Origin of the sequence: Streptomyces sp. NBC_00829 (assembly GCF_045161795.1) — a bacterium.
Taxonomy (GTDB): Bacteria; Actinomycetota; Actinomycetes; order Streptomycetales; family Streptomycetaceae; genus Streptomyces.
In genome coordinates this window covers 5,728,281-5,752,930 of record NZ_CP108867.1, presented here as the reverse complement: position 1 = coordinate 5,752,930, position 24,650 = coordinate 5,728,281, and the positions used below count along the sequence as shown (strand labels likewise).

Here is a 24,650-nt window from a genome sequence, read left to right as displayed (position 1 = left end):
GGAGCCACCCGAAGTCTCAGACGACCTGGTGCAGCCAGCGGACCGGGGCGCCTTCACCCGCGTACCTGAACGGCTCCAGCTCGTCGTCCCACGGCTTGCCCAGCAGCTTGGCGATCTCCGCCTCCAGGTCCGTCTCGCCCTGCGCCGACCGTGCCAGCGCGGCGCGCAGCCGGTCCTCGGGGATCAGGATGTCGCCGTGCATTCCAGTGACGGCGTGAAAGATGCCGAGCTCGGGCGTGGCGCTGTAGCGCTCGCCCTCGGCGGTGGGGCAGGGCTCGGCGGTCACCTCGAAACGCAGCATCTGCCAGCCGCGCAGCGCGGAGGCGAGCTGGGAGGCCGTGCCCGCCTCGGCCTTCCAGGAGAACTCGGCTCTCCAGGTGCCGGGCGATGCGGGCTGCCGGATCCAGTCGAGCTGGACCCGCACGCCAAGAACACCCGCGACCGCCCATTCGACGTGCGGGCACAGCGCGCGCGGTGCGGAGTGAACGTACAGAACGCCACGTGTCGTCACCGGGACCTCCATGGTGGGACGAGGATCGTCTTCCCAGGGGCCTCAGTAAACAGCATCGGGAGCGAATCTCCGCAAAAGGGACAGCATGTGACGTGATGTAATTTACCGGAGCCGATGGGCGCGATGCCTCTGGGGTCGACGGGGAAAAGCTACCGTGAGCAGGCGGCCGAAGGGTGACGTACCGTCGGTCCGAGTGCCGTACGCACCAAGCTTTCACCCGGCAGGGCCTCTCACCCGGGTGACACGAAGGGGAACAGGGGATGCGCAAGACACGCCGGACGCGCCGCTCGCGCACCGCGGCGGCCACTCTGGCGGCCGGATTACTCCTGGTGACCGGCGCGCTGGCGGGATGTGACTCCTCGTCGGACACGCGGACGCACGGTTCACCCGCCAAACGGCGCCCCTCCGTCCCCGTCTGGGACCGCAGCCCCGACTCGCTCGCCGCCGTCGGTGACTCCATCACCCGCGGATTCGACGCCTGCGTGGTGCTCTCCGACTGCCCCGAGGTGTCCTGGGCGACCGGCACCGACGCGGAGGTGCGCAGCCTGGCGCTTCGGCTCATCGGCGCGCCGGCGCTGACCGAGCGGAGCTGGAACTACGCCCGGTCGGGCGCGGACGTCGCGGACCTGCCCGAGCAGATGGCCCAGGCCGCGGCGAGGAAGCCCGAGCTGGTGACCGTGATGGTCGGCTCCAATGACGCCTGCGCCGACTCGCCGGAGAGGATGACGGAGGTCGACGCCTTCCGCCGGTCCTTCGAGGTCGCGATGAAGGAATTACGGCGTACGGCTCCGAAGTCCCAGGTGTACGTGTCGAGCGTGCCGGACCTGCGGCGCCTGTGGTCGGCCGGCCGCGGCAATCCGCTCGGCCGGCAGATCTGGAAACTGGGGATCTGCGCCTCGATGCTGGGCGACGCCGACGACGAGAGCACGCAGGCGCAGCAGCGGCGGGCTACGGTGCACGAGCGGGTCGTGGCCTACAACGGCGTGCTCAGGGACGTCTGCGGGAAGGACCGGCGCTGCCGGTACGACGGCGGGGCGGTGTTCGACTACCGGTTCAGCGGGGAGCAGTTGAGCCACTGGGACTGGTTCCACCCGAGCAGGAACGGCCAGGAGCAACTGGCGAAGATCGCGTACCGCAACATCACGGCGGCGGAGCCGCCCGGCTGATCTCTCGGGCACGTCGTCCGGGCCCGGCGTCTGTCGACGGTCGGCATCCCGGACGCGTGGTCAACCCGACCCCCTCGGCCAGGACGCGCCCCCTCAGCGGACAACGCGCCTCTCGCAGCCTTTCAGTGCTGCGAGTGGCGCCGTTGCGCGCTTCCACGGGGATTCGAACACTGTCGGCATTGGAGCTGCCGGGAAGGGGTGTTGATCTGCTACGTCAAGCCCAGGTGCGGTGGGGCGGAGAGGTCTTGCCGCCCGGGCACCCAGCTACCTCACTGGGCTGCCCGAGGACATGACGGATGTGCGCCCCCGCAGCCACAGCCGACGCGCTACCGCAGCAGCGTCTTGCGTTCAGCGCCCGAGGTCAGTAACGAAGCCCATACCCCGCGATTGCGAGCGTCTTGACGTCAGCCGCGCCGTTGCCGGCTTCCTCCTGCGGGCGCTGTGCCAGCGGGCTGGCGGCCGTCCCGGGGTCGTGAGTCGTGGTTTGGCCGGTGGCAAGGGCGACGCCGCCGCCGCCGAGGAATGCGAGGGCCCCGCCGGCCAGCATGAGCCGCAGGCGGGATGAGCGCTGGGCGGAGCGCGGGGTGGGGGTGAAGGAGGACTGCTGGCTATGAGAATTCATGGTGGCGTCCTGTTCTTGAGGCTGCGCCGGCTCTCTCGGCGCTGCGGAACTGTTCAACCTCAGCAGAGCAAGATCAGTGCGACAACCCAACTTTTCCGGGCCGCCACAATGCTTCGGTAGCCACCCCGAATCGCCAAGGCCCCCCTGACACAATCGTTCGAGGGAGGGTGTGGAGCCGGTCACCTCGACGATCAGCCGCATGCCCTTCGGCCAAGTTCCCTCAACCGAGATCTCCCTCAACCGTCCACAGCCTCCCAGGACAGAACACTTAGTCCTTGTTGAAGCCGTAGGGCGCGGGGGCCCGAGTCGCGGGATCCACCGGCTCCGGCTCCTGCGGGTCGTCCACCAGGTCCCGCACCATCAGCGTCGCCCCCGCCACCGCCCCCGGCATCAGGAACACCGCGACGAACGGTACGAGGAAGGCGAGCGTCAGCGGCAGGCCGAAGCCGAGGGTGAGCAGCCGGCGGCCCCGCAGCATCCCGAGCCGTTGCCTCAGCTCGACGCCGCGGCGCTGGAGCGCGACCGCGCTGAGCTCCTCCGCCAGGAAGAAGCCCGAGACGCAGAAGCCGATCGCCGGAACCACGGTCTGGCCGACGACCGGGACGAAGCCGAAGGCGAAGAGCAGCAGGCCGTACAGCACCACCCGGGCCAGGACCCGCAGCGAGTCGCGCGCGGAGATCCACAGCTCGCGCCAGAGCGGCAGCCCGGACTCGGGGACCTCGCCGCCCTCGGAGCGGTCGACCGCCTCGGACAGCGACTCGTAGAAGGGCTGGCCGACGAGCAGGGTGACCGCGGTGAAGGTGATCACGGCGAGGAACAGTCCGAAGACGAAGACCAGCGCGGTCAGCGAGTCCCGGAACAGGCCTCGCCAGGGCGAGTCCCAGTCGTCCGCGAAGGGCGTCGCCCAGGCGGTCAGATCGTCGGCGCCGTAGGCGAGCCCGACCAGCGCGCCCGCGTACAGCACCAGGGTCACGAGCCCCGGAAGCAGGCCGAAACCGAACCATCTGCCGTGTCCGCCGACCCAGCGCTGGCCCTTCACCAAGTAGCCGAAGCCAACCCCGAGATCACGCAAGCTCCCAGCCTATCGGTGTGCCGCCCACGCACCGCCTGGGCCGTACGGGGCAACCTGCCGCCACGCCGAAGTGCCTCTTGTCATTCGTGAGTTGAACCGGTAGACCCCTGCCTACTGTTCGTTGCGCAGTTCGATTCCGGTTCTCCGGAGGTATGTACGCATGGGTCTGCCTCGTCCCGTCCTGATCGCCACCGCCGCCCTCGCCGGGGCGGTGCTCCTCGCGCCCGTCAGCGCTACCGCCGTCCCCGGGGCTCCCGGCCGTGACGGCCCTCGGCCGCATCCCGTACGCGAGGGCGGCGGGCGCGACACCTCGGTCGCGAAGGCGCCCCTCTCGGCCACCGCAAACGCCCTGCGGGCCGGTACCGGGGCTACCCGTGGCCGGGGAGGCGGCTATCCCCGGCGTACCGTCCTCGACGCTCCGCCCGTGAACCCGGCCGACAAGTCGATCAAGCTGGGGCTGGCGCCGTACCATTCGCTCGCCCCGCGGCTGAACGCCCTCCAGAAGCTGGGTGACCGGGTCAGCGTCGAGGTGGCCGGGCACTCCGCGGGCGGGCACGAGCTGTATCTGGTCACGGTGACCGCACCGGAGAGCGCCCGGCAGGCCCGTGAGCAGGAGCGGATGCGGGAGATCATCGAGAACTCCCCTGCCCTGGCCGCCAAGGACGGACACATCAGGTCCGCGTACAAGGCGCCGGTCTTCATCAACAACAACATCCACGGCAACGAGTGGGAGGGCACGGACGCGGCCCTGAAGCTCATCGAGCGGCTCGCGAAGGCGAAGGACGGCAAAACCGCCGAGCTGCTGGCCGGGAACCGCATCTATCTGAATGTGACCGCCAACCCGGACGGCCGTATCGCGGGAACGCGCACCAATGCCAACGGATTCGACCTGAACCGTGACTTCATCACCGGTTCCCAGCCCGAGGCCCGCGCGATCCGGCAGATCGCCATCGACAAGCAGCCGGCGGTCATGCTCGATCTGCACGGGTACGTCAACGGCACGCTGATCGAGCCGACGACTCCTCCGCACGGCGAGAACTACGAGTACGACCTCTTCCTGAAGAACGCCTACGCCAACGCGCTGGGCATGGAGAAGGCGGTCAACGGGCTCGGCTACACCCCCGCGAAGGACGGCGTCGAGCCCGCGGTCATCCCCTTCCGGGACCAGAAGGAGGGCTGGGACGACTGGCCGCCGATCTTCACCCCGCAGTACATGCCGTTCCAGGGGGCGATCGCCTCGCACACGATCGAGTTCCCGTTGACGGTCAACAACGATGCGTACGACACACTGCCGGTCGCCGAGCTGCGCCGCTCGGCGGCGATCAACACGGCGATCGCGGGCGCGGCGATGCGCGCGACGCTCGACTACACACGCACACACCGCACCTCGGTGATCGCCGACCAGATCGAGACCTTCCGGCGGGGCGCGGCGGGCGAGGCGCAGCGGCCGGTGTCGGAGAAGACCGTGCCGGGCGTGCCCGGGATCGGTCCCGAGGACGTCTACACCACGGTCTTCCCCCGTGCCTATGTCATTCCGGCGGGCCGCGGCCAGCGCTCGGCGACCGCGGCGGCCCGGCTGGTGGACCATCTGGTCGCCAATGACGTGCGCGTCGAGCGGGCGGTTGCGCCGTTCCGGCTGGCGGGGCGCGCCTATCCGGCGGGTTCGTACGTCGTCGACATGCATCAGCCCAAGCGCGGTATCGCCAATGTGATCCTGGCCGAGGGCCGGGACATCAGCGCGGACGCGTCCATGATGTACGACATCTCGGGCTGGAGCCTCGGGCTGCTGTGGGGCGCGACCGTGGACAAGGTCACCCGGGGCGGGCTCTCCGTGGTGGGACGCCCGGTCCATGCCGCGGCGCCGACCGGATATGTGGCCCCCCACGGTGATCTGCGACTGCGGCTCGACGACCCGAAGGAGCTGGCGTCGCTCAACTCCCTGCTCGCCCAGGGGGTGCGGGTGCGGCGCGCCGTGGACGGTTCGGCGGTGGTGCCGGGCTCGGCCCGCGGTGCGGCGGGTGTGCTCGCGGACCGTCTCGGCGTGGTGTTCTCCGCGACGAAGCAGCGGGGCACGGCCCTGCTGAAGCGGACCAGGGTGGCCGCGGCGGTGACGCCGGGCGAACTGTTCGGGCTGCGCGAGATGGGTTTCGAGGTCCAGCCGGTGTCGACGGCCACGCTGAACGCGGGCTACGACTGGTCGAAGGCGGATGTGCTCTATGTGTCGAGCGGTCTGGAGTACGGGAAGCTGAACCCGGCCGCACGCGGTGCGCTGGACGCGTTCCTCGCGGGCGGCGGGCGCCTGGTGGGCCTCGGCCCGGAGGGTGCGGCGCTCAATTCGGCTGCCGGGCTGCTCGCGGCGAAGCCGGTGGCGGGCAACGGCGATGCGAACGGTGTCGTCCGGGTGGTCAACGCGGCCGGCAGCCCGGTCACCGGCGGCGCGCTCGCGCACACCTTCGTGTACTCCCCGCTCTGGTTCACCGGCCTGGGGGCGGGTGTGCGGGTGGAGCAGTCGTACGCCACCGGGAACCCGCTGGTGGCGGGCCACTGGCGAGCGGCCGAGGACGGCACCGGCGGGCCGAAGGACGCGGCGGGGAAGGCGTCGGTCGTCAGCGGCAGGTCGGCGAAGGGGGCGCATGTCGTGCTCTTCGGCACCGAGCCACTGTTCCGTGATCACCCCAAGGGCGTGTTCGCGCAGGTCGGCCGGGCGCTGATCACCCGCTGACCCCGGGCCCTGCCGGGCAACGCAGCGAGGACCGCACCCTTTCGGCCTTTCGGGTGCGGCCCTCGTGTTGTGCGGTACGGGTCAGAGGGCGGCCCGCTGATTCACCGCGGCTCGCGCCCACGACCGCGGTGGCCGAGGCGGAGACCAGGGTCTTTCGTTTGGATCTTGCCGGGCTCCCTGGCACCGCTCACCGATCCTGCCCGATCCGAACGAAAACCTAGCGGGTGAGCGAAACGATCATTTTTCCGGTGTTCTCACCGCGGAGCAGACCCATGAAGGCGTCGTAGCCGTTCTCGATGCCCTCAACGACGGTCTCGTCGTACTTGAGCTCGCCGGAGGCGATCCAGCCCGCGACCTCCTGGACGAACTGCGGCTGGAGGTCGGCGTGGTCGCCGACGAGCATGCCCTGCAGGCGCAGCCGCTTGCCGATGACCAGGGCGAGATTGCGCGGTCCGGGGGTCGGCTCGGTGTTGTTGTACTGGGCGATCATGCCGCAGATGGTCGCGCGGCCATGGAGCTTGAGCGAGGAGATGGCGGCCTCCAGGTGGTCCCCGCCCACGTTGTCGAAGTAGACGTCGATGCCGTCGGGGGCGGCCTCCTTCAGTTGCTTGGCGACGGGGCCGTTCTTGTAGTTGAAGGCCGCGTCGAAGCCGTACTCCTCGACGAGGAGTTTGACCTTCTCGTCCGAGCCGGCGGAGCCGATGACGCGGGAGGCGCCCTTGAGCCTGGCCATCTGGCCGACCTGGCTGCCCACCGCACCGGCCGCGCCGGAGACGAAGACCGCGTCGCCCTCCTTGAAGGAGGCGACGTCGAAGAGGCCGGCGTAGGCGGTGAGGCCGGTCATGCCGAGCACGCCGAGGTAGGCGGAGAGGGGGGCGAGGGAGGCGTCGACCTTCACGGCGTGCTTGGCGGGCACATCGGCGTACTCGCGCCATCCGAGACCGTGCAGGACGTGGTCGCCGACGGCGAAGCCCTCGGCGTTCGATGCGATGACCTCGCCGACCGCGCCGCCCTCCATGGGGTGGTCGAGCTTGAACGGCGGGGTGTAGGACTTCACGTCGTTCATCCGGCCGCGCATGTACGGGTCGACCGAGAAGTGCAGATTGCGCACGAGCACGCGGCCTTCGGCGGGCGCGCTCACCGGGGCCTCGCGCAGCGCGAAGTCCTCGGCCTTGGGCCAGCCGTGCGGACGGGCGATCAGGTGCCATTCACGGCCGGATGCGGGAAGTGCGGACATGCTGCGTTCCTCCTAGAAAAGCTTCACTATCTGAAACAACCATGCTCCTCGATATTTCATATTGTCAAGTATCTGGGTATCCTGGTGCCCATGGCCACTGAACGAACCGATCCCCTGACCGTCGAAGTCGTCGAGCTCATCGGCGATGTCGTGGCCCGCTACTACACGGAGTACGAGCAGGCCGCGGCCAAGCACTCCCTCACCGGGGTCCAGGCCCGGGTGCTGGGGCTGCTCGCGACGGAGCCCACACCCATGCGCCGCATCGCGCAGAAGCTGCGGTGCGAGCCCTCGAACATCACCGGGATCGTGGACCGGTTGGAGGCCCGCGGCCTGGTGGAGCGGCGGCCCGATCCGTACGACCGCCGGGTGAAGATCGCCGCGGCCACGGAGGAGGGCATGGGCACGGCACGACGGCTGCGGGAGTCGCTGGACTTCGCGCGCGAGCCGTTGGCACAGCTGACGGACGAGGAGCGAAGGGGGCTGCGGGACCTGCTCCGGCGGATGCTGGGCGCGGGCGCGCCTGCCGTCCCGTAGACCGGGGCCCGGCACCCAGGACTGTTCGACACCCAGGGCTGTTCGACACCCAGGGCTGTCGGATCCAGGTCCGCCCCACCCGGGTCTGTCCGGCACCGGGTCCGCCCGGCCGGACACTGGCGCCGGTACGGCCGGTCCTGGATGCGCCATGGACCGGCCCGGCTCCGTCGACCGCCGGGCTCCGTTGACCGCCGGCCGCTGCGCCCTCAGGGGCCTTTCTTTTGGATCTTGCCGGGTTCGCGATCCGGCCTGATCCGAAGAAAGCTCTAGATGCACCACCAGAAGAAGCGGTCGCAGGTCTTGGGCGGGCTGGGCTTCGACTGGGGATTCGCGGACGGCGGTGCGGAGCCGCGTCCCGGCGCCGAGGCGGACGGGTCGCCCGAGGCGGACGGGTCGCCCGAGGCCGACGACTCGGCACTGCCGGAGGCATCGGCCGGGGACGGGGAGGCGGACGGCGTACCGATGGCCGCGACGGTCGCGGACGGCCGCCGGGTACCCGTACGGGCGATACCCGTGGCCGGGCCGGACCCGGTGCGCGCGGGCCGTGCGGCACCGGAGCTGGCGACCGCGGGCTCGTTCACCTCGTCGGGGCCTTCGGGAGTCACATCGTCGGTGGATTCCGGAGCGGCCTCCGTCTCGGCGCTCTCCTCTTCCTTGACGGAGGTCGCGGCGCCGTCGTCGCCCGCGTTCTCGTACGCGAGCTCGGCGAGGCTCAGCGCACCCGCGGCGAGCACCAGGCCGAAGGTACCGAGCAGCATCTTGCGGCCGCGCCGTTTGCGGGCCCGGCGTCCGGACGGCGGTTTGCGCCGGGGAGCGGGCTGACGGCGGGAACGCCGATGCCCCACGGGGTCGGACACCTCGTCCCGTTCGACGACGTGGTCCGCCGCGGGCGCACCGGGGCTGAGATGCCGGAGCTCCTCGACCGGCGTACCGCAGCCTGCGCAGGCCAGGGCGCCGTTGAGGTGCCGTCGACACTGGTGGCAGTAATCCATGGCGCCCGCAGGCTATGCGCCGCGAGGGGGCCGGATGCGGATGGCTCTGTGAGGATTCTGTGTGGAATCTTCAATTCCGAAGCAATCCATCTCGTGCCGGTTGACGCCACGTTCGATTCGACCGACGGGCAGGATGTCGGGCATGACCCCTGCCGCTCCTTTCGGTCCCCGCGAATTCCAGCTGGTGCTGCTGCGCCGGATGGCCGACCATCAGCCCGACCTCGTCGAGGACGCCCGACATGAGCTGGGAGCCTCGCTCGCCGAGCTGCGGGAGGCCAATCGTCGCTGGCAGGCGATGGTCCGCTCGCCCCGGGGCCGTGGCGCACTCGCCCGGTACCGCTCGGTGCTCGGTGAGCCCGAACGTGTCGAGAGCCGGAAGATCGGCGACCTGGAGTGCGACGCGCTGCTGTGGCCCCTGCCGCTCTGGCCCACGCTGCGCTTCGAGGTGCTGGCGAGCGGCAAAGGGGCGGTGTGGAACGAGTGGCTGGTGCGCGCCCCCGAAGAGGCGGGCCCGTTGCTGCGCGCGGAGGACGACCTGAAGCCGTGGTCGTGCACGGTGGACGAGGCGGCGCGGGCCTTCCCTCCGGCGACCCCGATGGAAGGCTCGGCGCCCACGCGCTGGCAGCTGCGGCTGACGCTTCCGACCGGTGAGAGTCGCGTGGCGGAGTTCACCTGGGGCCTGCTCCAACGATTGCGCTGAGCGTGGACGGCGTGGTGCCTCTCCGACGCGCGCGCTGAGCGCGGACGGGCACCGGCGGCCCTGTCGCGATCGAGAACGGCCCGCGAGGTGGCGGGCCTCGGCCTCCGGAGGGACCACCCGCGCCGGACGGCCGGAACTGGGCGAAGGGCACGGAAGACGCCGCGCCCCCGAACGGCGGAACAGATCTGGCGGTGCGTCAGCTCCGTACCCCCGACCGGCTCACCCAGCGCGCGCACCTCGCCCGGCGATCGCACGATGCGAACAAGTACCGCACTCGGGAGGATCTGCCGTGACCGTCAGCCTTGAGCAGTTGCGCCGTTGCCATGTCGCCGTCGACCTGGGGGCCGCGAGGACCAGGGTCTTCGTGAAGGGAGCCGGACTCGTCGTCGACGAGCCAAGCGTCGCCGCTGTGAACACCCGTACCGGCGCGCTGATCGCAGTCGGCGCGCTCGCCGAGAAGATGACGGGCCGTACGCCCGACTACATCCGCGTCGCCCGCCCCGTCTCCGGCGGAACCGTCGTCGACATCGAGATGGCCCAGCGGATGCTCCGTCACCTCCTCGGCGAGAAGCTCCGCCGCCAGTTGCGCCGCAAGCCGCGGCTGCGCGCCGCCGCCTGCACCCCGCACGACGCCGACCCGCTGGCCCAGCGCGCCGCCGTCGAGACGCTGGTCGGCCTCGGTGCCCGCCGGGTCGAGCTCGTCGACACACTGATCGCCGCGGCCGTGGGCTGCGGACTGCCCGTGGAGCAGCCGACAGCAACGATGATCATGGTGTGCGGGGCTGCGACCACCCAGGTCGCCGTTCTCTCGCTCGGCGCGATCGTCACCGCCGAGCGGATTCCGGTCGGCGGCAACGCCATCGATCACGCGGTGATCCAGCACCTGCGCCACCAGCATGAACTGATGCTGCCCAGCCAGTCGGTACGACCCCTCCAACTCGCCCTGCACGGCAACGGTCTGACGCCCCAGGGGCCAGCGTCGACCGAGATCCACGGCCGGGACGTGGCCACCGGCCTCGCCCGCTCGGTGCGCGTCGACACCGCCGCCGTACGGGACGCGATCCACACCCCGCTCACGTCCGTGCTCGACGGGATCGGCAAGGTGCTGCGGGACTGCCCGCCGGACCTGGTCGCCGATCTCGCCGACCGCGGAATCATGATGGTCGGCGGGAGCGCGCTGCTGCCGGGCCTGGACCAGATGCTGCGCGATGCGACAGGGATGCCCGTGCACATCTCCGAACGCCCCGACATCTGCGCGATCCTGGGCCTCGGTTCGATGCTGGAGGGCAAGATCCAGCCGCTCGTTCTCAGTGCCCTCGCCGGCGCCGACTGACAACGGCTCGGAATCAGGACCAGGACCGGTCTGCACGATCTCGTCGTACCGAGGCTGTTCGCGACGGAGTTGACGCTGGAGCCTCCCCGGCGCGGGGCCGCCGCCGGGGAGGGCGACGAGTTGCTCGCGCGGGCCGTGGATCGGCGATCACGGTGGACGTGGACGCGACGGCGAGCCTGCCCGACGGACGGGGCGGGCGTGCGGCTGACGGTCACGGACGACGGGACGGCGGGCGACGGCGGGCGACGGGCGACGGTCACCTGGCCGGCCCGCCGGTAGCAGCCCGCAGCGCGATCCTGGTGCTGGACTGGGCGACGCCCGCCTCGCGTTTGAGGGTGCGCAGCAGCGTGTCCAGTTCGGCGGGGTCGGCGGCTCTGGCCCGTACGAGATAGTCGTACGCGCCCGTCACATGGACGACCTCGGTGATGCCGGGCAGCTTCAGCACGACCCGCTCGAAGTCCTCGTTCGTCGTGTCGAGCCGCAGCGTGACGTCGATGAAGACGACGAGACCGGCACGGGTGTCGGCGGCCGGGTCGACGAGGGTGGTGAAGCCGCGGATCACCCCGTCACGGAGCATCCGGCGCACCCGCTCGGCGGCGGCATTGGAGCTGAGGCCGACCCGAACACCGAGATCGCGGTACGAGATCCGCGCATCCTCCCGCAGCACACCGAGGATTTCACTGTCCAGACGGTCCATACCGCGATTGTCGCAGTACGGACGGTAATCCGGCCGCGTGAGCGGAAGCGGCTGCCCGATGGTGTCGGCATGACGATGTGGACGACGGCGATGGCGGGCGCGGCGGCGGGCCTGGGAGTGGCGATGCCCGTGGGGGCGATGGGCGTGCTGCTCGTCCAGGAGGGGATGCGCGACCGCCGCGCTGCCGTGGCCGGCGCGGCGGCCGTCGCCGTCGTCGACCTCGCGTACGCCGCCGCGGCGACGGCGCTCGGCCCCCTCGTCGCCTCCGCTCTCTCGGATGTCGAGGCGTGGGTACGGCTGGTGTCGGCCGCGGTGCTGGCGGTGATCGCCGTGCGCGGACTGCTCGCCTCGCGGCACACCGGGCCCGCGCCGGACAGCGAGGGTGCGGGCGCGGCGGCGGGCCCGGTCCGGACGTTCACACGGTTCGCCGCGCTCACCCTGATCAACCCCACCACAGCGCTGTACTTCGCCGCCCTGACCACGGCCCAGGGCGCGACGCTGAGCACGGGCGCGGCCGGGGCGGTGTTCGTCGGCGGGGTGTTCCTGGCGTCGTTCGCGTGGCAGCAACTGCTGGTCGCGCTCAGCGGCTTCGCGGGCGCACGGCTCCCGGAAGCCGCCCGCGCCTGGACGTTCCGCATCGGATACGGCCTGGTGGCGGTGTACGCGGTCGAGGTGGCGCTGCCACTCCCGTGAGCCGTCAGCCGTCGGGCCCGACGAAGAGGGCCCGGTACAGCTGAAGTTCTACCCGGCCCCCTCGCGTCGGCGGCGTCGGCTCGCGGACCGCCAGGAATCGGACGGTCAGGGCGCCGGTGAGCGAGCGTCGTAACGCGCGAAGCCCCGCCAGCGCAGGGACAACAGCGCCAGCACCAGCACGCACGCGATTCCGCCGCCGGTCACCGTGATCGTCGGCGACGTCATGTCGGCGACGCTGCCCGCCAGGAAGTCGCCCAGCCGCGGCCCGCCCGCGACGACCACGATGAAGACCCCCTGGAGACGGCCGCGCATCTCGTCGGGGGCGGCGGTCTGCATCATCGTGTTGCGGAAGACCATCGACACCGTGTCGGCGCAGCCCGCGAGAGCGAGGAAGAACAGCCCGAGCCAGAGATTGCGGGTGAGTCCGAAGACGGCGATGGCGGCCCCCCACGCGCCCACGGCGAGCAGAATCGCCAGCCCGTGGCGGCGGATGCGCCCCTGCCATCCGGAGAACACCCCGCCGAGCAGTGCGCCGAGCGCGGGAGCCGCGGCCAGCAGTCCGGTGGTGCGGGCGTCACCGCCGTACCAGGCGACGGCGACGGCGGGGAAGAGTGCGCGCGGATGGGCCAGGATCATCGCGCAGAAGTCGGAGAAGAACGTCATCCGGAGGTTGGGCCGGGTCGCGAGAAACCGCAGACCGTCGAGTACCGACGCCTTCTTCGCGCCCGCCGCCCGGTCCGGACGCATGGAGGGCAGCCGCCACATCGCGTACAGCGACGCGCCGAACGCGACGGCGTCGATGGAGTACGCCGTCTGATAGCCCGCGAATCCGACGAGAAGTCCGCCGATCATGGGGCCGAGCAGCATGCCGGACGTCATGGTCATCGAGGAGAGGGCGTTGGCGGCGGGCAACTGTTCGGGCGGCAGGAGGCGGGGGATCATCGCGCTGCGGGCCGGGGAGTTGACGGCGGCACAGACCGCCTGGAGGGCGACGACGGCGTACAGGAACCAGACATGCGCGAATCCGGCGAACGCGCCGACGGCGAGGGCGGCGGAGAGAGCGGCGGACCCGCCGGCACTGATCAGCCCGAGCCTGCGCCGGTCGACGGTGTCGGCGATCGCGCCTCCGTACAGCCCGAAGATCACGAGCGGCACGAGGGAGCAGAGTCCCACCAGGCCGACGGCGAAGGTGGAGCGGGTGATGTCGTAGACCTGGAGTGAGATCGCGAGGGCTGTCATGCCCTGCCCGATCCAGGAGATGGTGTTGCCGAACCAGAGCCGCCGGAAGTGCACGGAGGTCCGCAGAGGGGTGAGGTCGGCGAGTATCCGGGGGCGGGTGCTGGTCGACATGCGGGGCAGTATATGACCGGCTTCAGGAGGACCCCTTACACCCCGGATGCTGCGCCAGAGCCTTCGGCGAGCGACGTCCGTCGGTGGCACATAGCGTGCTCGTGAGGATATTTCTCTCCCGGGAGGCTGGAACCCATGGCCGCACCACCCGAAGGCACCCCGTGCTGGGTCGACGCGATGTTCCCCGACATGGAGGCCGCCAAGAGCTTCTACGGCGAACTGCTCGGCTGGACGTTCGGCGAGAGCGCGCCGGAATACGGCGACTACACGCAGGCCTACTCGGACAGCAAGGCCGTCGCCGCCGTCTCTCCACAGATCCCGGGCATGGTGGGCCCGCCCGCCTGGAACCTCTACTTCTCCGTGCCGGACGCCGCTGCCGCCGCCGCGAAGATCAGGGACAAGGGCGGAACGCTGACGTCGGAGCCGATGAAGGTCGGTGAGTTCGGGACGATGGTGACGGCCCGGGACCCCGGCGGCCTTCACTTCAGCGCCTGGCAGGCCGACACCCACGAGGGCTTCGAGAAGACGGGCGAGCCCGGTTCGTACGCCTGGGCCGAGGTCACCACGCGCGACGCCGAGAAGGCCGACGCCTTCTACCCCGCCGTCTTTCCCTTCGAGGTCAAGAAGATGTCCCACGAGGAGATCGACTTCCGCCTCTGGAGCATCCAGGGAGAGCCGGTCGCGGGCCGGATGAACATGAACGACTTCTTCCCTGCCGAGGCCCAGCCGTACATCAACGTGTACTTCGCCGTCCCGGACTGCGACGCGGCCGTCGCCACGGTCACCGGGCTCGGCGGGCAGGTGCGCCTCGGCCCGGCGGACAGTCCTTTCGGGCGCTCCGCACAGGTCACCGACCAGCAGGGCGCCGCGTTCTCCGTCATCGATCTGCGGAACACCAAGGGCGAGATGCCCGCCTTCACCTGAGGCCTTCCTCCACCCGGCGGTCAGCCGACGACCGAAGAATCCTTTCTCCCTGGCCGCGTGCCGCGACGCGCGCCCGCGGAAGCCACGTCGGCCGGCAGGCCGTCGACCGGCGCGGTCCGCGCCGGGAGAAGGTCCCACCACCAGGAGATGACGGGGATGTCGAGCGGCTTGTCGCTGTCGTCGACGGGCGAATCACGAAACGCGGTCGGAAGGCCGGCCGGATCGTCGGGTGTGGTGTAGCGCACGGAGCTGATGCCCCAGTCCTGGGCGCCGCGTATGTACGTGCCCAGATTGTGGAGGTACTGACGCAAGTGCGGTCCGGCCGCGGGCATCAGATGCTTCCGAAGCCTCAGGAAGAGGTTCATCACCCGGTCCCGCTGGGAGATCGCCAGATCGAGGGCCTGGGCGGGGCTGAGCCCGTACTCGTGCTCCAGAACCCGCACGACGTTCAGATAGAAGCCCGTCCCGCGGCTTTCCTTGTGGTGCGAGAACAGGTCGTTGTCCCAGGTGATGACGAAGGAGGCCGTCTCCGCCGCGGCCCGTACGAGATCGCCGGCCCGCTCGTCCTGGTCGAGGACATAGCCGTGCCCCATCTCCAGCAGGGGCAGGACGACCGTGGTGGCGCCGTCGTAGAGACGCATCAGCGTGTAGTCGTTCAAGCCCGGCACCGTGCCCGACCTGCGGTGCTCCGCCTCCCACACGACGCTGGAGAAGTACTCGCGCAGGGCGTTGACCCAGAGGGCGGCCTGTCCGTCGGTGCCGTGCTCGGACATCCTGCGCCGCAGATCACGCAGCCCGCCCGCGAGCGGGTCGTCCAGCAGCATGGGGACGTCCGGATTCTGTGCGACACGCAGCAGCCGTTGGAGCGCCGCGTTCAACTCACCAGGACGGGAGCCCAGTTCACCTTCCTCGCAGTAGCCGTCGTCCACCCCGAACAGCCAGAGGACGAAGTCCGAGAGGATGCCGACGACGGACTCGCGGCCGTCGGGCAGCACCCGGGCCGCGAACGAACCGATGTCGTGCTGGACGAGCCGGCCGCGCAACTCGTCGGATCCGATGCCGATCGCCTGCGCCCAGGCGGTGGTCTGGGCGTCGATGGCCGCATGGCTGGGATGTATCGCAGGCGGTATAGGGGAGAAGATCGGTGGAACGGTCAGCTCCGGCCCCACGTCATCACCTTTCTGCGCATCGAGAAACGGTCGGGTCGGCGGCGCGAATCGCACCCCTCAACTGATCAACTACGACGCATAGTACTCACGAGTCACAACCGTTCCAATAGAGCTTTCAAGCCAAGGTCCGCCCCACCTACAGCTCCCGCACCAGTGCGAACGTCGTTTTCACCGACGGAAGTTCGGCCATGCCGAGGCCTCGCAGTCAGCCTTCCTCCGGAATGCCTCCCTGGTGGCGGCGTGGACGGTGGCTGGCTTGAACGCGACACGCCGTCCCTTGCCGGGTCCGCGAACAGGGGAGTCGAGCGGCCGGCCCGCCGGGCAGAGGGGCGCGAGACATTCATCATGGTTTAGGCGTCGACAGCGTAGATATCCGGACAGACGACACCACACAGGCGGAAGCACGAGCGCGGCCGGGGGCCGGAGCTCGGGCGTGTCGGCTTGACCGCGGCGAGCGACACAGCGTGCCGTGGCTTGATCTGTCGGGTTTCCCGCCCCGTATGCCGACATGAACGCGGACCCGCACGTCGACGTGGATGCGGAGCGCGCGCCGACGTGGATGCGGACCCGCACGACCACACCATGCGGGCCCGGACGGGCTACACCGAGTCCCCCGCCTCCGCGGCGCAGGCGTGCAGCTCGTGCCCGGCGGGCGCGAGCTGCACGCAGATGCGTATGGACCGTCGGCGGACGGGCATCAGCCGTCGAGGCGAACCGCGCTCCCCCGCAGGCGCGGCGGTTCCGTCCCGTTCAGGCCTCGGACGGCCGCCTGGAGCAGCATCGTGTCGCGCAGGTCCCACCAGGTCACCGCGAGCAGCGGTGTGCCGCGCACGACCCGCGCGGTCGCCGTGAGCAGTTCCGAATCGCGCAGGTCCCACCCGGTCGCCGCGAGAAGCTCCGTGGCATCGGCCTGGCGCAGCCTGAGCACATTCTCCGCCGGGCGGTCTGCGTACGCCCTGTCCCCGGACCCGTCCCCGTCCCCGTCCCCGGACCCGCGCTCGCCGGCACGACGGGCGCTGGGCCCGGGCCGCCGGTTAGGGCCGGACGCCTCCTGCCCCGCACCCACGGTGGCCGCACCGGGCTTATCCACGGGCGTTCCCTCGGCCGGTGTGCCGTCCACCGACGGCGTGACGTTGACTTCCTTGGTGGAAGGCCCGCCCGTGTCCGCGCTCGGACGGATCCTGGGCCCGGCGGAGGCAACGTTGTCAGTGGCCCATCGCTGCTCGGGGGAACCGTCACGTATCTTGACGACCACCGGGGTCCCGGCCTCCGGCGAGGCGGGGACGAGGGCCAGACCCTCATTCCAGCGGGGGATCACATCGCCCTGGAGGGTCAGGTCGTAGCGCACGTCCGCGGCGTTGTCCGCCGACGCCTCCGCGCAGACGCCGAGTTCGGCCACACCGTCGAGCTCATGGGAGTCGAGGCACAGGTCGAGGGCCGCCGCGCTGCGCAGCAGTCCGTCGCTCTCGTACACCCACTGCTGGGTCACCGACCGCGAGCAGGCTGCGAGCGTCACGTCCGCACCGTCCTGCACCCTGCTGTCCCGGATGTCGAGGCAGAGACGCGCTCCCACACTGCGCAACCGCGTGTTCAGCGGGGTCGTCGGAAGCCCCGCCGAGGAGGCCGACGGCCGAGGAGCCGACGGCACCCGGGGCCCGGGGGCGGGGACCGCGGAGAGGGAACCGCTGGGGACGGCCGGTCCGGCGTGGCTGGCGTCTCCGGGCCAGAGTTCGGTGACCGCCGTCGCCACGACGAGCAGCCCGGTCGCGATCCCGAGTCCGGTGATGACCGCGCCGCGGCTGCGCTGCGAGAGGGAGATGCGCGGCAGGCTGCGTGGGCGTCCGCCGCGCGAGTGCCGGCCGGCGCTGCGCACCGCCTCCCGCACACCGTCCGCGCCGCGTGCGGCAGCGCCCCGGGTCTGGGAGCGATCGTTGTTACGGGCGGGCCGCGAGTCGAGGTAGGGCTGGGCGGCCCGGCCGAGGAGGCCCTCCGCCAGCAGCAGGGGCAGCCGGCCGCCGACGTGGTTGAGCTGTTCCGCCGCGAAGCGGCAGTGCCGGCACTTCGCCAGATGCGCCTTGATGTCCGGTATCAGCGTGCCACCGCGGCGCAGGGATACGTCGAGCAGCCGGTTGAAGTGGCGGCATTCCTTGTCGGGGGCGAGTTCGAGATGGCCCCGCAGACAGCCCGCCCGAAAGACTTCACGGGCCTGGTCGAGCTGGGCCGCCGCGCTGCGGGGATCAACGGCCAGCAAACCGGCCGGTACAGATATTCCCTCCGCCTCGACCTCGGCGTGCCAGAGCAGGGTTTGGGCGGGCGCGGTCATTGCCTGGAATGCCAGCCGGACAAGCCTTCGATTCTCCGCGATGGTGAACATGTCGACCGGAACTGCCCGGCCTGTGTCCGGGTTCTGGAGTTCGGGCAGTGCGGTGATCCGCTCGTCGGCCGCCCATGTCTTGCCGATTTGACGGGCCGTCACCAAAAAGAGCGGCCGAAGCGCCGTTCCCGCCCGGGCGTGCCGGAGGCTTTCCAGCACCGTGCCGCAGGCCGCGGTGGCGAGCATGGCAGCCGCCCCGGCCGAGGGGGCGCAGATCGACGTGTAGTCGAAGACGGGTTGCCAGTGCCTCGCCAGCAGCACGGCCACGGGACGGGCCTCGTCGTTCCCCCCGCTGGTCCTCAGTGTCGCCGCGAGACCTTCGTCGGAGTCCCCGGAGCTGAGGCCGGTGCGAGAGGGAGGGACGGAACCCGGAGTACGGGGATTCTGCATAGACGTCTTTCCATCCAGGGCATTGCGGTGGGGGGTTGAGCCGTGCCGGTTCGTCGGCCCGTGATTACTGGCCGGTGCCATTTCTGTCGCTTGAAAGAGTGCGCGCACTTGGTCTACACCGCAGCCAATTCGAACGAGTGAACAAATTCGCCATGTTCGGGCGTGAGGAAGCTCACCCTTACACAACCCCCAGGCATGGAACAAGAGTTCCGGACAGCGACCATTCCCGGTCCTGGCGGGAAAAGAAGAAAGGCCCTCGACTCTTGTTCAGAGTTGGGCGTTTTCTGCGCAGTAAGCGCCTATCCGAGATAGGCGCGCGGCAGGTCGTCGAGCGCCTCACGCGCGCCCCGCATCCCGCGCGACCTCCAACGGAGCGCGGGCCGGGACCGGTTCGGACGCGCGGTCGGCGACGATCACGCCGACCCTCGGCACATACGCCGAATTCTCGTACAACGGGCACAGCAAACAGGCCGAGCTCAAAGGCTCAAAGGCGGACCATCGCCTCCCGGCGGAGAGACGTCCACGAGTGCCCGGCCCACGGCGGGGAGACTCCACGGCCGGCCCGCGACGGGGAGACGTCCACGGGTGCCCCGCCCGAGGCGGGGAGACTCCACGCCGGCCGCGACGGGGAAACGTCCACGGGTGCCCGGCCGCCCCCGGACCGGGCACCCGCACACCCGCACTACGGCTTCTGGAAACCGGCGTCCTGGAGGATCTTCTGCGCCTCGGGGGTGGAGAGCCAGGCGACGAAGGCGGCGGCGGCCTCGCTGCTCTTGGAGGTCTTCAGGGTCGCCGCCGGGTATGCGGCGATCGCGTTCTGCGCGTCGGGGATCTCCACGGCGTCGACCTTGCCGGTGGCGGTGGCGGCGTCGGTCTTGTAGACGAGCCCGGCGTCGGCCTCGCCCAGTTCGACCTTGCTGAGGACCGCGCGGACGTTGGGCTCCTGGGAGACCGGCTTCACGACGATCTTCTGTGCGTCGAGGATCTTCTTGCTGTAGCGGCCGACGGGGACCTCGGGAGCGGCGAGGACGACCTTCAGCTTGGTGTCCGCGAGGTCCTTGAGCTCATCGACCTTCTTGGGGTTGCCCTCGACCGTGGCGATGACCAGGCGGTTCCTGGCGATGACGGTGGGCGTGCCGGTGTCCGACTTGAGACCGTCCATGGTCTTGGTGTCGGCGGTGACCAGCGCGTCGGCGGGCGCGCCCTGCTTCACCTGGGCGGCGAGTTCCTGCGATCCGGCGAAGGAGAAGGTGATCTTCGTGCCCGGGTGGGCCTTCTCGTAGGCGGCCCCCGCGGTCTTGAAGACATTGGTGAGCGAGGAGGCGGCCAGCACGGTCAGGTCGGCCTTGGGGGCGCCTGCGGCGGAGGCGGTGCCCTTCGTGCTGCTGTCCGTCCTGGTGTCGCCGTCGTTGCCGCAGGCGGAGAGCGGGACCAGGAGGGCGGCGGTCAGCACGGCCGCGGCTGCGCGGCGGCGGGTGAAAGCGGACGTCATGGGGTGGAACTCCTTGGTGACACGGGCGGCCGGGGCCGACCGGGGCGGGACGGTGACGAGCCGCGCCGGTGAGGGGCGACGCCGCTTGAATGCGCGATCTTGAATGCGTGATGAGCATCGGCGAGCGCGATCGCGCATATGCGACACCGTAGGTCGTTTCCGATGGCATTTACAAGCCGTTGAGCCGCTCTCCGTAGCAAATGCCAGACCGCATGGAGAAAGCCCCACGCGCGCCCCTCCCGGCCGTCCGCGGTCCCGGGAACACACGCGAGGTACAACAGGGCCGAAAAGGGGCGTTCCCTTGGTTGATGGACGCCGGCTCCGGCCGCGGCGGCAGCAGCACCAGCACCCGGCCGGCCGGCGTGAGCGCGGCCGGCCACAGCGAGGACCGGCGCCGGAACAGCGCGGACGACCGATCGCTCCTGGCCCGCCGCTGCCGCGTACGGAGAGCGGCCGAGCCCCCCGTGGTGACGCGCAGGAGCCGAGCACATCGCGGAGGCGAAGGGAGTCGCCGCGTCGAGAAGGGCGTCAGCCCCATCAGGCGCAGGCAGGTGACCGGGAGAGGGCCGTGGCCTGCGGCTCATGGGCCGAAGTGGGGTGGCTGTCTTTGACCAGCCGTAATTTCCCAAGGGGTTGTGTGGCAGTGTGGCCACGTTTCGGCCACTCTTTGAACGCCGACTCGCTCCTGCCCGTTGACCTCGGTAACCGGTGACCCGCCCGCAGACCGGCGAGTGAGTGAGGTTCACACATGCCAGGGATCCGTCAGGAAGACATCGAGCGACGCACTCCCGGCACCAGCTGCCCAGCCCGGTCGGCCGGTTCCGGTTCCGGTTCCGGTTCCGGTTCCGGTTCCTTCCAGGAACTCACGGGCTGAGCGGTCGAGCCATGGACTACTGCTTCCCCTGCCGCCGTGTCCTGAGCGGTGCCGTGACGTGCCCGGAGTGCGGGGCATACGACTCCGACATGGCACCGCCGAGCGATCTGAGCGGCGGTGCGCCCGCAGTCGGCACCGTTATGCCGCAGACCCGCTTCAGCGAGGGACCGGGCTTCGTGGAGCCCCCCGGTCCTCCCCGGCCCCCCGCCGCCCCCTCGGCCGATGGGCCCACAGCCCGGCACCACCGTCCGCCGCGATCGAAGAGGTACGGCGGCCGGACGCTTGCCGCGGCGGCCGTCGCCATGGTCGCCGGTCTGGCCGCCGCATCCCTGCTGCCCGAGAACTCCGGCGGTCTACCCCGAGCAGCGCCGAGCCCGGAACTGGCGTACCCCGACGAGCCCCCCGCCCACGTCACCACACCACCGAAAGCGTCGCCCCCGGTGGAACGTCCGGTCACGCACCCGGCCCGAGGAGGCGCCCGGGACCGCAGAGGTGGCGCGAGCCTGCGCCCTCGCGCGACGGCCACTCACCGGGAATCACCGGCTTCCCACAGCCCCGCGGCCCCCACCAGCCCGCCCGTGGAGGCCAGTCCGGCACCTCCCCGGCCCTCAAGTGCCCGCCCCAGCGCCTCGGCCTCACCGACGACACCGCCCGCGAGTCCTTCCGGCAGTGTCAGCACCTCGCCCTCGCCCACGGCCCGTCCCGCGCCGAGCGCCACGGGTGTGCCGCCGACCGCCGCCATCGGGAACTGACGGCGCGCCACGCGCCTCAGGGGCCTCCGAGCCCGGCATGAACAGGGCTCACGTCGGCATTCAGGTGAACGGCATCGCGGCTGGCGGTACCGCTCTGGCGAGCGCGACCGAGGAGGGTGAATCTGAGTGCGGCGGCCGATCGCCGGCCGCTCCCTGACCACGGCGTCCCTCGTCGGAAAGGTCCGCCCGGAATGTCACTCACCTATCCGCACCGGGTCCGCACCGCCCTCGGAGTGGGCGGAGCCTGCGTCCTGCTCGCCCTGACCGGCTGCTCGAACAGCGACAACGGCGATGACACCACACCCACCCCGGCCACCACGACCACCACCACCAGCGCATCGTCCAAGCCCACCTCCAACGTCGGCGCGGCACACATCTCGATCAAGAACTTCACCTTCAGCCCGGCGAACCTTCAGGTGCGCCCCGGCACGAAGGTCATCGTCGAGAACCTGGACTCCGTCCCGCACACCGTGACCGCCACCGGGGACAAGGCATTCGACACCGGCAGCATCGATGCCGGCGAAACGGCCACCTTCATCGCTCCGTCGGCATCCGGCAGCTATCCCTACATCTGCACCATCCACCCGACTATGAAGGGCACCATCAGCGTGAGCTGACGTCAGAGTCCGACGCCCCCGCGTCGACTCCCCGCGCGACCGGTCGCTGACCGCAGCGGCCGGCACGTGTTTGCGCCCTCCCATGGTGGAGGCCGGCCTCGCGGGCACGGTGAGCACACTCAGAGTGGTTCCCGTACAGGAGACGACCGCCCCCTCCAGACGGTCACGGCAGCGGTGCTGACGGCCGAGCGGACGACGACCGCCCCTGGCTCGGACCTGGTGCCCGGCCTTCCGTACCACCAACCGGGTTGTCCGGCCGCCTGAGCCGTTGGTCGGGATGCGATGTGGTTCTCCCCATTGGATGGTGGAGACATGAACCATCACCACCACCAGTCCCAGCGGACCATCGAGATCGACACCCGCCTCGTCACGACAGGTGCCGTGCTCACCGCGGCCGGTGCCGCGGTGGCGTGCGTCGGCATGGCCACCGTGGCCTTCGCCGTGGTCAAAGCAGGTCGGCGCATGATCCGCGACATGGACGTGCCCCCGGCCCAGCAAGCGGCCATGAAGTGGCGGCAGGCGAAGGAGGCGTCCCGAGCCGGCATGGAGGCGTGGCAGTCCGTGTCCGACGCCCAGAACGGGTCGCTCGCCCGCTAACGCCGCTCGTTGGATCGTGCCGGGCTCGCGTGCCCCGGTGCCGCGTCACGCCGCGTTGTGGTCGGTCGGCATGGCTCCGCCAGGCCTCCCTCCTCCGCCTTGCGGTCCACGGCACCAGATTCCGCTCACCGATCCGGCACGATCCAAACGAAAGACCCTGGTCTCCCGCCGAAGCCACTCCGTTCACCGGGCCCCTGCCCCGGGTCCCGGTGGAGTGATGGGGACACCTTGTCGAAGCGGCGGCCGATGCGCGACTCGTGGTCGTCGGCCGCCGCAGGTCCGCGTCCGGCGCCCACATCGGGTCGGTCACGCACGCGGTGATCCACCATGCCCCCTGCCCCGTGGCCGTCGTACCGCACGCCTGACGTCGAGCCAGCCCGTATCGTGCGCCGGGACGGGCGGGATGCGTACGCGGACTACGACGAGATGGGACTTCCGGTACGCGTGACGGGCGCGAGGTCGGGAAGCTCGTCACCACAGTCCCCCGGATGACGTCCGCGGTTGAGCGCCCGAGCAGGCCGTGTCGCCGGCCTACCCCGGTCGCGGCGCCTCCCGGGCCCGGCGGCGCACCGTGGTGGCGGTGAACACCGCGGTAGCGCCCGCGGTGGCCGCCAGGAGCACGTATCCCCATGTGTAGTCGTCTGCCGCTCCATAGATGGCGCCCATGACCAGGGGCGGGAAGAAGCCGCCCAAGCCTCCGGCGGCGCCCACGACACCAGTGACCGAGCCGACCCGCTCCGGTGGCACGAGCCGGGCGACGAGCGCGAACACAGCGCCTGATCCCGCGCCCAGGGCAGCCGCCATGCACAGAAAGGCGAGCGTTCCGACCGGGACGAGCGGCAGCTCGAAGGAAGCGAGGAGGGCGAAAACAGTCACGGCGGTGTAAGCGGCGATGAGTACGGGCACGGGGTGCAGCCGGTCGGACAGCCACCCGCCGACCGGGCGCATGGCGACGGCGAGGACGACGAAGCCCGCGGTGCGCAGGGCAGCGTCGGACCGTCCGAGGCCGTAGGCGCTGGTGAGGTAGGTGGGCAGGTAGACGCTGAACGCGACGAACCCGCCGAAGGCTACGGCGTAGAGGACGGCCAGCTGCACGGTGGCGGGCATCCGAAGGGTCGCCGTGGTGCGCGCGAGCAGGGAGCCGGCCGGAACGGTCCGGCCGGGCTTGTCGCGCAGGAGGAGGCGTGCCGCTACGGCGTATACGGCCAGGAGGCCGGCGACCAGGTCGAAAGGGAACGCATACCCGACGGCGTCGGCCAGCTGCACGGTGGTGAAGGACGAGAGAGCGGTGCCGCCCGTGCCGACACCGAAGATGCCCAGTGCCAGTCCGCGCCGCTCGGGCGGGTACCAGGCGTTGACGAAGGGCACCCCGATCGCGAACGTCGTTCCGCCCAGGCCGAGGAGGAAACCGCCCGCCAGCACTTCGGGCAGGGAGTCGGCCAGATGGCCGAGGTAGAGCACGGGCAGGACGGTGAGCGCGGCGACGAGGGGGAAAATCCGGCGCGCGCCGACGCGGTCGGTGAGTGCGCCCACGGGGATCCGGCCGAGCGAGCCGACGATCACCGGTACCGCCACGACGAGGGACTGCTGAAAGGAGGTCAGGTCCAGGTCGTCCCGGAGGGTCGGGCCGAGCGGGGCCAGCAAGGCCCACGCCCAGAAGCAGATCATGAATCCGGCCGTTGCCAGGACGAGCATCCGCGTCGGCTGCGTGGATGCCGCCGCCCCACCTGTCCGCGGCGAAGAAGTGCGGCTCAAGGGAGTTCCTCCTTGCCAGAGACGGGGTGCCCCGCTCATCGACTCGCTCACGATGCTGGCGCCTGCCCGTCCGGTCA

The 24,650-nt window shown here is 70.7% G+C and carries 21 protein-coding genes and 1 pseudogene; 10 read left to right on the top strand and 12 right to left on the bottom strand.

All coding sequences use genetic code 11. From position 1 onward, the window contains the following. Positions 1–16: 16 nt before the first annotated feature. Entirely contained in the window at positions 17–511 is a 495-nt protein-coding gene (locus OG293_RS25455) for a DUF3145 domain-containing protein (protein WP_406001098.1), read from the bottom strand. A 260-nt stretch (positions 512–771) separates the two neighbouring features. Between OG293_RS25455 and OG293_RS25450 the strand changes: the two genes are divergently transcribed. Then, positions 772–1,677 (top strand): SGNH/GDSL hydrolase family protein, encoded by a 906-nt coding sequence (locus OG293_RS25450; RefSeq protein ID WP_406001097.1) that lies wholly within the window; start codon positions 772–774, stop codon positions 1,675–1,677. 361 nt (positions 1,678–2,038) lie between these two features. Here the strand turns inward: OG293_RS25450 and OG293_RS25445 are convergent, their stop codons facing one another. Together OG293_RS25445 and OG293_RS25440 are read right to left on the bottom strand one after the other, a co-directional pair. Then, positions 2,039–2,299, bottom strand: a complete 261-nt coding sequence (locus tag OG293_RS25445) for a hypothetical protein (protein WP_406001096.1) — start codon at positions 2,297–2,299, stop codon at positions 2,039–2,041. Positions 2,300–2,567: 268 nt separating this feature from the next. Further along, positions 2,568–3,371, bottom strand: a complete 804-nt coding sequence (locus tag OG293_RS25440) for an EI24 domain-containing protein (RefSeq protein WP_406001095.1) — start codon at positions 3,369–3,371, stop codon at positions 2,568–2,570. Between the two features lie 160 nt (positions 3,372–3,531). Between OG293_RS25440 and OG293_RS25435 the strand changes: the two genes are divergently transcribed. Then, a complete protein-coding gene (locus tag OG293_RS25435) occupies positions 3,532–6,093 on the top strand; it encodes a M14 family zinc carboxypeptidase (RefSeq protein WP_406001094.1) in 2,562 nt (853 codons plus the stop codon). Between the two features lie 217 nt (positions 6,094–6,310). On the opposite strand, the gene OG293_RS25430 is transcribed toward OG293_RS25435, so the two are convergent. Further along, positions 6,311–7,330, bottom strand: coding sequence for an NADP-dependent oxidoreductase (locus tag OG293_RS25430; protein ID WP_406001093.1), 1,020 nt, complete (start codon positions 7,328–7,330; stop codon positions 6,311–6,313). A 90-nt stretch (positions 7,331–7,420) separates the two neighbouring features. Here OG293_RS25430 and OG293_RS25425 point away from each other — a divergent pair, with 90 nt between their 5' ends. Then, positions 7,421–7,864 (top strand): MarR family winged helix-turn-helix transcriptional regulator, encoded by a 444-nt coding sequence (locus OG293_RS25425; RefSeq protein WP_406001092.1) that lies wholly within the window; start codon positions 7,421–7,423, stop codon positions 7,862–7,864. Between the two features lie 266 nt (positions 7,865–8,130). Here OG293_RS25425 and OG293_RS25420 read toward each other — a convergent pair whose 3' ends face one another. Then, the gene (locus tag OG293_RS25420; protein ID WP_406001091.1) at positions 8,131–8,856 is read right to left on the bottom strand and encodes a hypothetical protein; all 726 of its coding nucleotides are present in this window, start codon (positions 8,854–8,856) and stop codon (positions 8,131–8,133) included. Between the two features lie 133 nt (positions 8,857–8,989). Between OG293_RS25420 and OG293_RS25415 the strand changes: the two genes are divergently transcribed. Further along, positions 8,990–9,556, top strand: coding sequence for a hypothetical protein (locus OG293_RS25415; protein WP_406001090.1), 567 nt, complete (start codon positions 8,990–8,992; stop codon positions 9,554–9,556). A 289-nt stretch (positions 9,557–9,845) separates the two neighbouring features. Then, the gene (locus OG293_RS25410) at positions 9,846–10,889 is read left to right on the top strand and encodes a rod shape-determining protein (protein ID WP_406001089.1); all 1,044 of its coding nucleotides are present in this window, start codon (positions 9,846–9,848) and stop codon (positions 10,887–10,889) included. Between the two features lie 256 nt (positions 10,890–11,145). On the opposite strand, the gene OG293_RS25405 is transcribed toward OG293_RS25410, so the two are convergent. Further along, on the bottom strand, positions 11,146–11,586 hold the full coding sequence (locus tag OG293_RS25405) for an Lrp/AsnC family transcriptional regulator (protein WP_406001088.1): 441 nt from the start codon (positions 11,584–11,586) through the stop codon (positions 11,146–11,148). A 69-nt stretch (positions 11,587–11,655) separates the two neighbouring features. On the opposite strand from OG293_RS25405, the gene OG293_RS25400 reads away from it, so the two are divergent. After that, positions 11,656–12,279 carry a LysE family transporter gene (locus tag OG293_RS25400; protein ID WP_406001087.1) on the top strand — a complete coding sequence of 208 codons (624 nt, stop codon included), beginning with the start codon at positions 11,656–11,658 and terminating at the stop codon, positions 12,277–12,279. Between the two features lie 105 nt (positions 12,280–12,384). Here OG293_RS25400 and OG293_RS25395 read toward each other — a convergent pair whose 3' ends face one another. Then, positions 12,385–13,629, bottom strand: coding sequence for an MFS transporter (locus OG293_RS25395; RefSeq protein WP_406001086.1), 1,245 nt, complete (start codon positions 13,627–13,629; stop codon positions 12,385–12,387). Positions 13,630–13,764: 135 nt separating this feature from the next. Between OG293_RS25395 and OG293_RS25390 the strand changes: the two genes are divergently transcribed. Continuing rightward, entirely contained in the window at positions 13,765–14,553 is a 789-nt protein-coding gene (locus OG293_RS25390) for a VOC family protein (RefSeq protein ID WP_406001085.1), read from the top strand. Between the two features lie 20 nt (positions 14,554–14,573). On the opposite strand, the gene OG293_RS25385 is transcribed toward OG293_RS25390, so the two are convergent. From OG293_RS25385 to OG293_RS25370, 4 genes are all read right to left on the bottom strand, one after another. Further along, positions 14,574–15,722, bottom strand: a complete 1,149-nt coding sequence (locus OG293_RS25385) for a selina-4(15),7(11)-diene synthase (RefSeq protein WP_406001084.1) — start codon at positions 15,720–15,722, stop codon at positions 14,574–14,576. 697 nt (positions 15,723–16,419) lie between these two features. Beyond that, entirely contained in the window at positions 16,420–18,486 is a 2,067-nt protein-coding gene (locus OG293_RS25380; RefSeq protein ID WP_406001083.1) for a ricin-type beta-trefoil lectin domain protein, read from the bottom strand. Positions 18,487–19,168: 682 nt separating this feature from the next. Beyond that, positions 19,169–19,978, bottom strand: a complete 810-nt coding sequence (gene modA, locus OG293_RS25375) for a molybdate ABC transporter substrate-binding protein (protein ID WP_406001082.1) — start codon at positions 19,976–19,978, stop codon at positions 19,169–19,171. Between the two features lie 1,400 nt (positions 19,979–21,378). After that, complete coding sequence (locus OG293_RS25370) at positions 21,379–21,615, bottom strand: hypothetical protein (RefSeq protein WP_406001081.1); 237 nt, start codon at positions 21,613–21,615, stop codon at positions 21,379–21,381. A 180-nt stretch (positions 21,616–21,795) separates the two neighbouring features. Here OG293_RS25370 and OG293_RS25365 point away from each other — a divergent pair, with 180 nt between their 5' ends. From OG293_RS25365 to OG293_RS25355, 3 genes and pseudogenes are all read left to right on the top strand, one after another. Next, positions 21,796–22,221, top strand: a complete 426-nt coding sequence (locus OG293_RS25365; protein WP_406001080.1) for a cupredoxin domain-containing protein — start codon at positions 21,796–21,798, stop codon at positions 22,219–22,221. A 312-nt stretch (positions 22,222–22,533) separates the two neighbouring features. After that, entirely contained in the window at positions 22,534–22,818 is a 285-nt protein-coding gene (locus OG293_RS25360; protein ID WP_406001079.1) for a hypothetical protein, read from the top strand. A gap of 224 nt (positions 22,819–23,042) precedes the next feature. Continuing rightward, a pseudogene (locus OG293_RS25355) lies at positions 23,043–23,183 on the top strand (universal stress protein); the annotation flags it as partial. A 166-nt stretch (positions 23,184–23,349) separates the two neighbouring features. Here OG293_RS25355 and OG293_RS25350 read toward each other — a convergent pair. Beyond that, positions 23,350–24,513: an MFS transporter gene (locus OG293_RS25350; RefSeq protein ID WP_406003706.1), complete on the bottom strand. Its 1,164-nt coding sequence runs from the start codon at positions 24,511–24,513 to the stop codon at positions 23,350–23,352. Positions 24,514–24,650 lie beyond the last annotated feature (137 nt).

Excerpts from the sequence above, each read along its gene's own strand:
- OG293_RS25450 (WP_406001097.1), top strand. The coding sequence starts at position 772 with ATGCGCAAGACACGCCGGACGCGCCGCTCGCGCACCGCGGCGGCCACT.
- OG293_RS25445 (WP_406001096.1), bottom strand. The coding sequence starts at position 2,299 with ATGAATTCTCATAGCCAGCAGTCCTCCTTCACCCCCACCCCGCGCTCC.
- OG293_RS25435 (WP_406001094.1), top strand. The coding sequence starts at position 3,532 with ATGGGTCTGCCTCGTCCCGTCCTGATCGCCACCGCCGCCCTCGCCGGG.
- OG293_RS25430 (WP_406001093.1), bottom strand. The coding sequence starts at position 7,330 with ATGTCCGCACTTCCCGCATCCGGCCGTGAATGGCACCTGATCGCCCGT.
- OG293_RS25425 (WP_406001092.1), top strand. The coding sequence starts at position 7,421 with ATGGCCACTGAACGAACCGATCCCCTGACCGTCGAAGTCGTCGAGCTC.
- OG293_RS25420 (WP_406001091.1), bottom strand. The coding sequence starts at position 8,856 with ATGGATTACTGCCACCAGTGTCGACGGCACCTCAACGGCGCCCTGGCC.
- OG293_RS25415 (WP_406001090.1), top strand. The coding sequence starts at position 8,990 with ATGTCGGGCATGACCCCTGCCGCTCCTTTCGGTCCCCGCGAATTCCAG.
- OG293_RS25405 (WP_406001088.1), bottom strand. The coding sequence starts at position 11,586 with ATGGACCGTCTGGACAGTGAAATCCTCGGTGTGCTGCGGGAGGATGCG.
- OG293_RS25400 (WP_406001087.1), top strand. The coding sequence starts at position 11,656 with ATGACGATGTGGACGACGGCGATGGCGGGCGCGGCGGCGGGCCTGGGA.
- OG293_RS25395 (WP_406001086.1), bottom strand. The coding sequence starts at position 13,629 with ATGTCGACCAGCACCCGCCCCCGGATACTCGCCGACCTCACCCCTCTG.
- OG293_RS25390 (WP_406001085.1), top strand. The coding sequence starts at position 13,765 with ATGGCCGCACCACCCGAAGGCACCCCGTGCTGGGTCGACGCGATGTTC.
- OG293_RS25380 (WP_406001083.1), bottom strand. The coding sequence starts at position 18,486 with ATGCAGAATCCCCGTACTCCGGGTTCCGTCCCTCCCTCTCGCACCGGC.
- modA (WP_406001082.1), bottom strand. The coding sequence starts at position 19,978 with ATGACGTCCGCTTTCACCCGCCGCCGCGCAGCCGCGGCCGTGCTGACC.
- OG293_RS25365 (WP_406001080.1), top strand. The coding sequence starts at position 21,796 with ATGTCACTCACCTATCCGCACCGGGTCCGCACCGCCCTCGGAGTGGGC.
- OG293_RS25360 (WP_406001079.1), top strand. The coding sequence starts at position 22,534 with ATGAACCATCACCACCACCAGTCCCAGCGGACCATCGAGATCGACACC.
- OG293_RS25350 (WP_406003706.1), bottom strand. The coding sequence starts at position 24,513 with ATGCTCGTCCTGGCAACGGCCGGATTCATGATCTGCTTCTGGGCGTGG.